Origin of the sequence: Rossellomorea oryzaecorticis, from assembly GCF_038405515.1 — a bacterium.
Lineage (GTDB): Bacteria > Bacillota > Bacilli > Bacillales > Bacillaceae_B > Rossellomorea > Rossellomorea oryzaecorticis_A.
Genome location: NZ_JBBYAF010000033.1, coordinates 14,014 through 26,696, shown reverse-complemented (window position 1 = coordinate 26,696; position 12,683 = coordinate 14,014). Strand labels below are relative to the sequence as shown.

The following is a 12,683-nucleotide window of genomic DNA, read 5'->3' as shown; positions in this document are numbered from 1 at the left end:
AAATCAACGGCCCTTATTAGAAGAGTATGATAAAAACCTAACTATAAAGGAGAGTTATTTTTATGCCATTCATTACAGACGTATACGCTCGCGAAGTATTAGACTCACGCGGTAACCCAACAATCGAAGTAGAAGTTTACACACAATCAGGCGCTTTCGGACGCGCACTTGTTCCATCCGGAGCATCTACAGGTGAATACGAAGCAGTAGAACTGCGCGACGGCGACAAAGGCCGCTACCTTGGTAAAGGGGTAGAAAAAGCAGTCGACAACGTAAACAACGAAATCGCTGAAGAAATCATCGGTTTTGACGTAACTGAGCAAGTAGCAATCGACCAAGCAATGATCGCGCTTGACGGTACAGAAAACAAAGGTAAACTGGGTGCGAACGCAATCCTTGGTGTATCAATGGCTGTAGCACGTGCAGCAGCTGACTTCTTCGGAGTGGAATTATACCAATACCTTGGCGGATTCAACTCTAAGCAGCTTCCAGTACCAATGATGAACATCGTTAACGGCGGTGAGCACGCTGACAACAACGTTGATATCCAGGAATTCATGATCATGCCTGTAGGAGCTCCTACTTTCAAAGAAGGACTTCGCATGGGTGCTGAAATTTTCCACAGCCTGAAATCAGTTCTTAAATCTAAAGGCTACAACACAGCTGTAGGTGACGAAGGCGGATTCGCTCCTAACCTTAAATCAAATGAAGAAGCACTTTCTACCATCATCGAAGCAATCGAAAATGCAGGCTACAAGCCAGGCGAAGAAATCCTTCTTGCAATGGACGTAGCAGCATCTGAAATCTACAACAAAGAAGACGGTAAATACCATCTTTCCGGTGAAGGCGTTGTTCGTACTTCAGCTGAAATGGTTGACTGGTATGCTGAAATGTGCGACAAGTATCCAATCATCTCAATCGAAGACGGACTTGACGAAAACGACTGGGAAGGTTTCAAGCTTCTGACTGACCGTATCGGTAACAAAGTTCAGCTTGTCGGTGACGACCTATTCGTTACAAACACAAGCAAGCTTGCTCAAGGTATCGAACAAGGAATCGGTAACTCAATCCTGATCAAAGTGAACCAAATCGGTACACTTACTGAAACATTCGACGCTATCGAAATGGCGAAGCGCGCAGGCTACACTGCAGTCATCTCTCACCGTTCAGGTGAAACAGAAGACAGCACAATCGCTGACATCGCTGTAGCGACAAACGCCGGCCAAATCAAAACAGGTGCACCATCACGTACAGACCGTGTAGCGAAATACAACCAATTGCTTCGCATCGAAGACCAATTGGCACACACTGCACAATACCTTGGTGTGAACACATTCTATAACGTTAAGCGCTAATTGAATTGAAATTAGTGAGGAGAAGCAGCCCCGTTGGTGACGGGGCTGTTTTTTTGTTTTTGGGGATTTTTTGTGTGGACTGAGCGCTCGGTCAGATTTGATTTGCGGATCCTTCTTTATCGGGGTAAATACAATTATTCAGGTCAAACCTATGTCCGTTATACCAGATTTTAGCTTAAAAAAGGCTAATTTACCTTTTGAAATATCATTTGAGACGTGCAGCATGGTCCTTTAAGTGTGAAACTTATTCCAGATAAACTAGAGAAGAGGACTTCAATTGAATATATGCTGATTTTTCACGATATACGCTGACTTATTTGGATTTATGCTGGAAAAATCATTTTTATGCTGAATTTTTCCGATATATGCTGAAAAATTTCGGTTTATGCTGAATTTAACAAAAAATCCCAACCGTCACAATCCAATCACAATCCTCAACAGATTCGACAAATCCCCAACACTTTCCACAATTATGCGAATATTACCTTGTACGCACCATATCCCTATGGTAAACTAATAATGTTGTAATGTTCGTATCAGGAGGTGGGACTCATGCACGCTTTATTAGTCACTTTACTTATTATTGATTCAATCGCCCTTATCGCTATTGTTTTACTTCAATCAGGTAAGAGTGCTGGACTTTCAGGGGCCATCTCTGGTGGTGCAGAACAGCTTTTCGGTAAACAGAAAGCACGTGGTATCGACTTGGTACTTCACAGAATAACAATCGTGTTGTCTGTTTTATTCTTTGTTCTAACAACTGCAATCGTAGCTTTATAATACAAAACCTGATCTCTCATAGGGTCAGGTTTTTTTATTTTTGTGCAGGTAGTTGATTTCTTACGAAACGAATTTGGTAGTAAATCGTATTACCGATTCCAGCAGTTGATTGGAGTGCAAGACGAAGACTCCTGCGGGAGAAGTGGCCAATTCGAGACCCCGGAGGCGATAGCCGAGGAGGCTCACGGGTCACCCGCGGAAAGCGAAGTCTTGCACGGAAATCAAATGCGGTCTATAAACCGAAATATTGGATTATAACCGCCATTTTTGCTAAAAATAAAGAGTAAATCATTTAAACAATCGTTTAACATGACGAGCCTATACGTATCAAGGGCTCACAGATGTTAACCAAACGTTTGTTTAAAAAGATGAATCAAAATCCCATTACATAAACAATCTGGTTAAACATCTGTTTGAACCGATTAAGTCAGCAGCCCCAAGGCTTCCGCAAACTTAATCAAACGTTTGTTTAAAACCAGAGAAAAGGAGTTCTTATAAATGAAGACCGTTTTACCAAAACCATTTACATTCGAAGCAGGCCCGAGAGCCGTCCTTCTGCTGCACGGGTTCACAGGGAATTCGGCAGATGTGAGAATGCTCGGCCGTTATCTGGAGAAGAAAGGCTACTCCTCGCATGCACCGCATTATAAAGGGCATGGAGTCCCGCCTGAAGAATTGGTCCATACAGGTCCCGAGGACTGGTGGCAGGATGTCATGGATGGATACCAGCATCTGAAGGATAAAGGCTATGAGGAAATTGCGGTTGCCGGACTTTCATTGGGTGGGGTATTTTCCCTTAAATTAGGTTACACTGTACCTGTAAAGGGTATTGTACCAATGTGTGCGCCTATGTATATAAAAAGTGAAGAAGTCATGTATAAAGGGGTCGTTGAATACGCCCGCGAATTTAAGAAATTTGAAGGAAAACAGGAAGATCAAATTGAAAAAGAAATAGAAGAGTTCAAGAAAACACCAATGAACACATTGAAAGCTCTTCAGGAACTGATAGCTGATGTACGGGAAAATGTCGACATGATTTACTCGCCGACGTTTGTGGTACAGGCAAGGAATGATCATATGATCAATACTGATTCTGCCAATATCATTTACGACAATATTGAATCAGATGAGAAGGACTTGAAATGGTATGAAGAATCAGGCCACGTGATCACACTTGATAAGGAAAAAGAACAGCTTCATGAAGATGTATATCATTTCTTGGAAAAATTAGATTGGACTGTTTAATGATTAGGATGACCAGGAGGGATTGTCATGGACGAAAATATTAAAGAGCATGTGGATAAACTCCTTTCCTACATGAAAGAAGAGGCCTATAAGCCGCTGACGGTGCAAGAACTTGAAGAAGCATTCGGAATCGAAGGCTCGACAAACTTCAAGGACTTCGTAAAGGCACTTGTCGTCATGGAGGAAAAGGGTCTTGTGGTACGCACCCGCAGCAACCGCTACGGCTTGCCGGAGAAAATGAATCTAGTAAGAGGGAAGGTATCCGCCCATGCGAAAGGATTTGCTTTCGTCATACCTGAAGAATCGGGTATGGATGATATCTTCATCCCTCCGAATGAAACGAATAATGCGATGCATGGGGATATCGTACTTGTCCGAGTTTCGTCGAACAGTTCGGGTTCAAGACGGGAAGGGACGGTCGTCCGCATCGTGGAACGAGGAGTCGACCAGATCGTCGGAACCTTTACGCAAAGCAAGCATTTCGGATTTGTCATTCCGGATGATAAGAAGTTTGCCAGCGACATCTTTATCCCGAAGTCTGCCCAAAAGGGTGCGATCGAAGGACATAAGGTGGTTGTGAAGCTGACGGCATATCCAGAAGGACGTAAGAGTGCAGAAGGGGAAGTTGTCGAAATCCTCGGTCATAAAAACGATCCAGGTGTGGATATTCTGTCAATCATCCATAAACACGGAATCACGGTCGAGTTTCCTGAGGAAGTGATGGAACAGGCGAATAATGTTCCGGATACGATTGATGAATCGGAAATCCCGAACCGCAAGGATCTTCGTGATCAAACCATCGTCACGATTGACGGGGCAGATGCAAAAGACTTGGATGATGCGGTAACGGTGACAAAGCTCGACAACGGCAACTACAAGCTTGGTGTACATATCGCCGACGTTACCTACTATGTAAAAGAAAGCTCTCCGATTGATGAGGAAGCTTTTGATCGCGGAACGAGTGTGTACTTGGTTGACCGGGTGATCCCGATGATCCCGCACCGCCTGTCGAACGGAATCTGTTCATTGAATCCGCAGGTGGACCGTCTGACGCTTTCTTGTGATATGGAAATTTCACCTGACGGGGATGTCGTAAAACACGAAATCTTCCAGAGCGTCATTAAGACAACGGAAAGAATGACGTACTCTGATGTAAATAAGATTCTTGTTGATAAAGATGAGGAACTTCGGAAACATTATGAGCCGCTTGTGCCGATGTTCGAGCAAATGGAGGACCTGGCTCAGATCCTTCGTACAAAACGGATGAAGCGCGGCGCAATCGACTTTGATTTTAAAGAAGCAAAAGTACTTGTCGATGATGAGGGTGAACCGACCGATGTCGTTCTCCGTGAACGTTCTGTTGCGGAAAAACTGATTGAAGAATTCATGCTTGTTGCCAACGAAACGGTTGCGGAGCATTTCCACTGGATGGAAGTACCTTTCATCTATCGTATCCATGAAGACCCGAAGGAAGACAAGCTTCAGCGCTTCTTCGAGTTCATCACGAACTTCGGGTTGATTGTAAAAGGGACTGCCAATTCCGTACACCCGCGTGCCCTTCAGGAAATCATTGAAGATGTACAGGGGAAATCGGAGGAAATGGTTGTATCGACGATGATGCTTCGTTCGATGCAGCAGGCGAAATACGACCCTGAAAGTCTCGGACACTTTGGGCTGGCGACAGAGTTCTACACTCATTTCACATCGCCGATCCGCCGTTATCCTGACTTGATTGTTCATCGCCTGATCAGGACGTATCTGATTGAAGGGAAGATCGATCAGTCAACGCGTGAAAAATGGGGAGCGCAAATGGGCAATATCGCTCAGCACACCTCAAGCCGTGAACGCCGGGCCGTTGATGCGGAACGTGAAACGGACGAACTGAAAAAAGCAGAATACATGGAAGACAAGGTCGGGGAAGAATACGACGGCATCATTTCTTCCGTCACCAATTTTGGTTTGTTCGTCGAACTGCCGAACACGATCGAAGGTCTTGTCCATGTCAGCTATATGACAGATGATTACTACCGCTTTGACGAACGTCATCTCGCCATGATCGGTGAGCGGACAGGAAACGTATTCCGCATCGGTGACGAAATCACGATCCGCGTAGTCAGCGTCAACAAAGACGAACGTGCCATCGACTTCGAAATCGTCGGCATGAAAAACAACCGCCGGGACCGCGGTACAGAAGTGCGATCCACACGTCCAGACAGCGGAAAAGGAAAATCCCCTTCCCGCAAAAAAGAAGACGGAGAATGGTCCACACGACCGCCAAAAAACAACAAAAAGAAAAAGAAAAACAAAAAACACTACGAAAACGCCCCAAAAAGCAAACGCAAAAAGAAGAAGTAGGATGTTTTTGTAATGGATATGCTTTACTTTTTTAAAATGAATAGGTTTAGCCAATGCAGGTTTGGAATTATAAGATATCTGTCTGTTCCAGCGATTGATAGGAGTGCAAGCCGAAGACTCCTGCGGGAAAAGCGGTGCTGGTGAGACCCCGCAGGCGCAGCCGAGGAGGCTCACCGCCCGCCCGCGGAAAGCGAAGGCTTGCACGGAAATCATTAGCGGTATTAAGGACAGGATTATAATAATATGCACGGCTGGGAGCAAAGCTGATCCTTTGCTCCTTTCCTTTTCATACAAATCTTCACCAAAATATGAGATAATAATAAAACAAACTCGACAGAAAGAGAAAAGAGGGGATCATATGCCAAAGGGAGAAGGCAAACTCATTGCCCAAAATAAAAAAGCACGCCATGACTTTTCAGTAGAAGAAACATACGAAGCGGGACTCGTGCTGCAAGGGACCGAAATCAAAGCCATCCGTGCCGGACGCGTGAATCTGAAGGACTCATTCGCCCGTATCAGAAACGGTGAAGTATTCGTTCACAACATGCACATCAGTCCATATGAGCAGGGAAACCGGTACAACCATGAACCTCTGAGAACACGTAAACTTCTGCTTCACCGCTCTCAAATCAACAAATTAATCGGTGAATCGAAAGAAGCGGGCTATTCAATCGTACCGCTTAAGCTCTATATCAAAAATGGTGTGGCAAAACTGTTGATTGGTTTGGCGCGAGGCAAGAAGAAGTATGATAAACGTGAAGATCTAAAGCGTAAAGAAGCAAATCGATCCATTCAAAGAGAACTTGCTCAAAGACAAAAAGGCATGTGATTGTACTGATTTCCGGAATCTTACAATTGCATTCTGCTGTAGATTTGTTATAATAGTATTTGTCGCGAGGTAATCAAGCGGCTGTAAGAACAATTGAATAAGTGACTTACACGCTGAACTTATTCTTTCCCGTTCTTCCCTTTCTAATATGGGGACGTTACGGATTCGACAGGGATAGTTCGAGCTTGGGTTGCGAGCCGTAGGGATCGTCTACGTTAAAACGTCAAAGCCAATAATAACTGGCAAAACTAACAATAACCTAGCTTTAGCTGCGTAATAGCGCTTTAGCTGTTCCTCCCTCCATCGCCTATGTGGTAGGGTAAGGGACTCACTCTTAGTAGGCTACGCCGGAGTCCACCGTCTGAGGACAAAGGAAGAGACTAATCAGACTAGCTGCACGGACGCCCGTCGATAGGCAGAAGCTGCAGTGAACTTGCGAATATATCGACTACGCTCGTAGACGCTTAAGTGGCGATGTTTCTGGACGTGGGTTCGATTAGTTAATAGTCGCCTTATGTGGCAACACATAAGTGAAAATTTGGCTTTATCGGTGAAACCTAAGTCACACACAGTGTGATAAGGCAATGCCGAGCGGTATGTGGAGCAATCCAACAGCCGTGTATCGACTTATAGGCTGCCAAGCTTTGGCAGTACTAGGATGCGGGATCCTATCTGACAACAGATAAATCTATATTTCGCATAATACGCCAAAGGACCTCTACTACAGGTTCAAGATATAGTCAGTGCCATGTCGAAAGCATGGAAGTGCACGTCCCACCGTCTCCACCAAATACATATTTGGTGGTTTTTATTATGTGAAATTAACCATCAAACTGCCGTTTTGGCAAGCTTATACTTCAAGTTTATATACAGAAAAGCCATGCTCTGTTTGAATGCAGAAGCATGGCTTTTATTATTAAAGGGCCATTTACTGGAATAAGGGGATTGCTCAATATTATAATATTTGAAATAATTGGTATTGTAAGATGGTTATTAATTATATATAGAGTGATATAGAGGTGGAATCACATGCCTAAAATTGACAATATGTTAGCGATTTTATGGATGCTTCGTTCAGGTAAAAAAATTACTGCAAAACAAATTTCAGAAAAGTTAGAGATGAATATAAGGACTGTGTATCGCTATATTGATACAATTTCAACAAGTGGCGTACCTATAATTTCAGAACCAGGACATAACGGCGGATACACTTTATTGAACAATTTTATTGAGGCTCCTCTTTTTTTTGATTTTGAGGAGCAAACTTCCCTATTTCACGCTGCTGTTTTTGCAGAAGAAGCCGGGTATTATGGAGGTGAAGCACTAAATAGGGCCATTTCAAAACTAAGTAAATACTCAAATCAAGAGCAGGAAACAAAGATAAACCAACATTTAACTAGTCTTGAAGTGATAAGCCGATTACGTTCAGTCTCTATGGAACCTTTTTTGAAGGAGTTGGAGCAGGCCGTAGCTGACGGGTACTCAGTAAAAATCCTTTACCATAAAAGTGGCGAAAAGCCATTAAATGATAGAGTAGTCGATCCGTACAGAATGATCTTTTGGAATAATAAGTGGTATGTGATTGGATTTTGTCACCTTAGAAATGATATCCGAAGTTTTAGAGTAGATCGAATGGAAAGTCTAATGCTAACCGAAAATACGTTTATCCGGCCAGAAAATTTTTCTGCACGGGACTTTTTTATAAAAAACCTACTTCCAACTATGGAAGATAAGGAAGAGATTATGGCTTTGGTTCTTAATGGGGAGAAAAGTGCATTGGCAGATATTTGCCAACATTGGTTTTTAGGACATTATTTACAAGAACGGACTTCAAATCAAGCAGTTTTTCTTCTTGAAAAAGATATGATACATACATATGTACCTTATTTACTTTTACCTTATAATAAATCTATTAAAGTTATTGAGCCGATAAGCCTTAAGAAAAGACTTATTGAAGTTCTGTCGGAATTAATAAAATTTCATCAAGTATGATAACTTCCCTGACGTTAACTGTCAGGGAAGTTATTTTATAATAGCTATATCAATTGTGATGGGAGTGTTATTGGATGCAAACTAAAAAAGCTTTTCTATATGTATTTAACACAATGTCGGACTGGGAATATGGATATTTAATTGCTGAACTAAACTCAGGAAGGTATTTCAAAAAAGATTCAGTACCTTTAAAAGTAATGACAGTAGGAGCTACTAAAGAAATGGTTACTACGATGGGAGGACTGAGCATAAAACCAGATATTTCTCTTGATGAATGTACTCTTGAGAGTAAAGATCTTTTAATCTTACCAGGAGGGACTACCTGGAGTGAAGAAATTCATCAACCTATCTTGGAGATAATTGGCCAAGCTTTAAAGCTTGGCACGATTGTTGCTGCAATTTGTGGTGCAATTGAGGCCCTTGCGAATATGGGATACTTAGATACTAGAAAGCATACAAGTAATAACTTAGAATATACTAAAATGGTATGTCCTAACTATAAAGGAGAAAAGTTCTATGAGTCGGGACCTGCGGTATCCAAGGCGAATTTAATTACTGCATCAGGAATAGCTCCTCTGGAATTTGCACTGGAGGTACTGAAAAAAATAGATGTATTTACACCAGATGCATTACATTCATGGTATAACCTAAATAAGACCCATAAACCTGAATATTTCTTCCAGTTAATGGATTCATTAAATAAATAAATGAAGTAACTGAAAAGTAGAGGCTGGTACATAAGTTTTTTATTTTCGTTAAATGTAGAATTAGAATTTAGTTCTTTCTTTCCAGCGGTTGATTGGAGTGCAAGAAGAAGACTCCTGCGGGAAAAGTAGCTTATGTGAGACTTGTCTAGCTGCGGGGCTTAGAGGCACATGCCATAAGTCAAATCGACCAAGAAGGCAAAGAACGCCTTCGTGGTCTATTCGTCTTATGCCAACCGCCCTTTTTCAAAGCCCCTCCGCTTTTCTTCCCGCAGGCTTGCCGAGGAGGCTCACGGGCTACCCGCGGAAAGCGAAGTCTTGCACGGAAATCAGTAGCGGTATTAAGAGCCTATACTTAATTGTTCGTCTTTATGTGGTGGTTTTTTAGTTTTGTCCTAGCCTCTTTATCTTTGAATAACCTCAATAATCCAGTCTTTTAAATCAACGATTCTTAAGTTTTCAATACTTTTATCTGTTCCGGACACGATGAGTGGAACCATTGAATCTGCCTTGTGCATCGAGCCATGCGCACCTCCGCCGGAATGCTCCGGTGAACTTTCTCCAATGAATTCATATCCTGGCTTGGCATCAGTGATAAGAAAGCGGCCTTTTTGTGATTCTGCTGCTCCATACAGCCTTGCTAAAGCATCGGGATAATTTCCAAAGCTGATTGTATTCTCTTTTACTTTCATATCGAGGATATCAATGTTTCCTTTTACTGACCATGTCTGATGATATTGATCCTTATAGGGGCCGCCTGGTTGAAATATTAGTTCTCCTTGGTGGTCAGGGGAAATTACGTTAATCCCTTCGTTGTCCTTCCATGCTATCCATGAAATACGGGACTCTTTTTGTAATTTTTCCGCCATTTGCCGCAGTTGAATGTCCTCTTTAAGAATGTAAAGATACGCCATTCGTTCATTTGCGGTGATAACAATTTCGTCTTTTGGCCGGACAGCTTCGCCCAGCTCCAATATATTATATTCTGAAAGTTCTTTTCTAAGGTCTATGAGAGCTTCTTTTTTATTTGATTTCACGATGGACTGGTTGCTGTCACCCATAACAACCCACACTAGGTTATCGAGTGCATCGTTCCAATCAGGGAAGCTGTTCAGAACGTTTTGAAGCTGTTTATCTGCATCTTCTATTCCTTTAATCGTGGAAGGACCTTTTCTGTGTACCGTAAAATCATTTTCCGGTAAATACAGGATGGTAAAGGAAGGCAACGTGTTGGTCTTAAGAAGATAGATCAACTCCTCTGCTGCAAAAGAATCATTCAGGCCGATCCGATTGACGATATGATGGTTTTCCTGATTCTCTCTGGAAAACACTCCTAATGACAGCGTTTCAGGGCCCATGGTTTGTATTTCATCAGGCAGTTTGGCTGCTGCCGAAATGAAGCCTGGGACCTTCAGGGTATGAGGATGATTTCCACGATAAATCAAAGCATTTATAGAAGCCGTCTTAAAGCCTGCATCGTCCAGGTCTTCATGTATGGTTTTTACATTGCTGCTTAAGTCTTTATTGTTATATTCATAAAGACCATTCTTTGCAAAATCAGAAACACCCAGCTTCAATATTTCAAACAATCCATTTCCATAGGTAATGATCCGTCTTTCTTTATCATCAAACCAGACAAGCCCCGGAATTTTATGCTGATCTGGATAAGTGCCTGTAATTAAAGAACTGTCAATCGTGACCGACATTGTCGGATACGAACTTACCAGTTCAGTGCTGTATTGACCGTTCTTTTTTAAAAATTCCAGGGCGGGAGCTTTACCGTCCTCAATTGCCTTGTTCAGCGATTTATCCATTAATGAGTCAATAACGAGGAGAATCACCTTCGGATTGGACCCGCTGCCGGTTTGCAGAGGGAACGATCTCTTGGTATCCAGTGGCGACACCTGGCTGCTTCCGGTACACCCGATTGCAAAAATAAGAAAAGAAAAAATGACTACTAACCGTTTTATCATGACTTCATCCCCAGTAATGGTCTGTTTCTTACCTTTTTAGTATGAACAGATCAAGTAAATTAATGAGTAAATAAGGACATAAAATCGCCGTTACTTCTGCATACTATTTTTATCAAATAATTTTCGAAATGAGGTTTTGAAAATGGATGAAATTAGAAATACCAATCAAGTAGAAGAAGTAAATAAACACCTTAAACAAATTCCTAAGGAAGCCGAAGAAAGAAGAATTGAAAATCAGCCTCAAACTGGTAAAAACGAGAAAGCCATTAAGCCGTTTTAAACCAAATCCCTGTTGAAAAGCCTTGAGGACTGATCAGGGAAAAGAAAGGTAAATCGATAAATCCATTAAAAAAATAGCGCAGGAGGGATTGCGAATGTCAGTCAAAAAGGTAACAGGATTGTTCGTAGTGCTCGCAATGGTTATGGTTACGACAACTCTGGGATCACAAGGCGTATTTGCCGAATCCAATGTTGTAAATCAGCCAGTGGAGACGGAGAAAACGATTGAGGTCGAGTTGAACGATGATTACTTTAATCCGAAAGATATCACGATTCCAAATGGAACAGCCACAACATTGATATTAAAGAACAAAGGTGTGAAAGAGCATACGTTCACAGTGGAAAAGCTCGGAGTTGACGCCGAGGTCCAGCCGGGAAAAGAAAAAACCATTACCGTGAACCCGAAACAGCCAGGTACATATGAACTAATATGCCGGTACCATTTCCGGGAAGGTATGGTTGGAAAAGTAATCGTCAAATAAGAAGCGGGCCAGTATGGCTCCGCTTTTTTTTGGTTAATGTTTTGATCATTAATAATAGTTCCATCTCTAATAAATGGTAAATAGAATGTATGGTAACGTATAAACCATTTAGAACGAGGTGGCAAGGTGAATTTTTTTAAAGCTGTTTCTGATGACGTTCGTTCATCGCAAATGATATTCAATAAACATAAAAAAACGATGAAGGTCAGTGTCGTGTCTGTTTTTGCCTGTATTGCGGCCATCCTGCAGGCTGCTGGCGGCTTTTTGCCAGGGGTGGGATATTTAATAAGTCCGCTTGCCACTGCTCCTATTCTGTTAATTGCCATGTTTTCCATTCCATTTGGAGTTATGTCCTACTTTCTGACAATCATGTTGTTATTCATCCTTCAGCCGACTGAACTAATAATATTTCCTTTTACAACAGGATTGTTGGGATTTGGCATAGGAGGATCTTTTCACTTTTTCAGGAAGAGATTAAATATTATTGCAACAGGTGCCATTCTTTTAGTCGCAGGAATTATAAGTCTTCTATTCATTCTGAGATTCCCGGTTTTAGGTCCGGCATTTCCTGTTTCCTTTTCAATTCTTACAACCGGCAGTATCTTTATATTTGCATTACTTTATAGCTGGTTATGGGTTGAAATGGCTTTAATCCTGTTTAAAAGATTAAAAAGGAAGATCATTTAGCG

At 42.0% G+C, this 12,683-nt stretch carries 11 protein-coding genes and 1 other RNA gene; 11 read left to right on the top strand and 1 reads right to left on the bottom strand.

Annotation, left to right across the window (positions count from 1 at the left end):
* The first annotated feature begins 62 nt into the window (after positions 1-62).
* The 8 genes from eno to AAEO50_RS15500 all read left to right on the top strand — a co-directional run bounded on the left by eno (position 63) and on the right by AAEO50_RS15500 (position 9,263).
* Positions 63-1,355 carry a phosphopyruvate hydratase gene (gene eno, locus AAEO50_RS15535; RefSeq protein WP_341985206.1) on the top strand — a complete coding sequence of 431 codons (1,293 nt, stop codon included), beginning with the start codon at positions 63-65 and terminating at the stop codon, positions 1,353-1,355.
* Between the two features lie 552 nt (positions 1,356-1,907).
* Positions 1,908-2,135 (top strand): preprotein translocase subunit SecG, encoded by a 228-nt coding sequence (gene secG, locus AAEO50_RS15530; RefSeq protein ID WP_341985205.1) that lies wholly within the window; start codon positions 1,908-1,910, stop codon positions 2,133-2,135.
* A 498-nt stretch (positions 2,136-2,633) separates the two neighbouring features.
* Positions 2,634-3,380, top strand: a complete 747-nt coding sequence (locus tag AAEO50_RS15525; RefSeq protein ID WP_341985204.1) for a carboxylesterase — start codon at positions 2,634-2,636, stop codon at positions 3,378-3,380.
* 27 nt (positions 3,381-3,407) lie between these two features.
* The gene (gene rnr, locus AAEO50_RS15520) at positions 3,408-5,735 is read left to right on the top strand and encodes a ribonuclease R (protein ID WP_341985203.1); all 2,328 of its coding nucleotides are present in this window, start codon (positions 3,408-3,410) and stop codon (positions 5,733-5,735) included.
* Positions 5,736-6,093: 358 nt separating this feature from the next.
* Positions 6,094-6,564, top strand: a complete 471-nt coding sequence (gene smpB / locus AAEO50_RS15515; RefSeq protein WP_341985202.1) for an SsrA-binding protein SmpB — start codon at positions 6,094-6,096, stop codon at positions 6,562-6,564.
* Between the two features lie 158 nt (positions 6,565-6,722).
* Positions 6,723-7,063: a transfer-messenger RNA gene (gene ssrA / locus AAEO50_RS15510) on the top strand.
* Positions 7,064-7,593: 530 nt separating this feature from the next.
* On the top strand, positions 7,594-8,556 hold the full coding sequence (locus AAEO50_RS15505) for a YafY family protein (protein ID WP_341985201.1): 963 nt from the start codon (positions 7,594-7,596) through the stop codon (positions 8,554-8,556).
* A gap of 74 nt (positions 8,557-8,630) precedes the next feature.
* A complete protein-coding gene (locus AAEO50_RS15500; RefSeq protein ID WP_341985200.1) occupies positions 8,631-9,263 on the top strand; it encodes a type 1 glutamine amidotransferase family protein in 633 nt (210 codons plus the stop codon).
* A 401-nt stretch (positions 9,264-9,664) separates the two neighbouring features.
* Here the strand turns inward: AAEO50_RS15500 and AAEO50_RS15495 are convergent, their stop codons facing one another.
* Complete coding sequence (locus tag AAEO50_RS15495) at positions 9,665-11,233, bottom strand: alkaline phosphatase family protein (protein WP_341985199.1); 1,569 nt, start codon at positions 11,231-11,233, stop codon at positions 9,665-9,667.
* Between the two features lie 142 nt (positions 11,234-11,375).
* Between AAEO50_RS15495 and AAEO50_RS15490 the strand changes: the two genes are divergently transcribed.
* The 3 genes from AAEO50_RS15490 to AAEO50_RS15480 all read left to right on the top strand — a co-directional run bounded on the left by AAEO50_RS15490 (position 11,376) and on the right by AAEO50_RS15480 (position 12,681).
* Positions 11,376-11,513 carry a hypothetical protein gene (locus AAEO50_RS15490; RefSeq protein WP_341985197.1) on the top strand — a complete coding sequence of 46 codons (138 nt, stop codon included), beginning with the start codon at positions 11,376-11,378 and terminating at the stop codon, positions 11,511-11,513.
* 94 nt (positions 11,514-11,607) lie between these two features.
* Complete coding sequence (locus AAEO50_RS15485; protein ID WP_341985195.1) at positions 11,608-11,994, top strand: cupredoxin domain-containing protein; 387 nt, start codon at positions 11,608-11,610, stop codon at positions 11,992-11,994.
* Positions 11,995-12,120: 126 nt separating this feature from the next.
* Positions 12,121-12,681, top strand: a complete 561-nt coding sequence (locus tag AAEO50_RS15480) for a hypothetical protein (RefSeq protein ID WP_341985194.1) — start codon at positions 12,121-12,123, stop codon at positions 12,679-12,681.
* Positions 12,682-12,683: the final 2 nt, after the last annotated feature.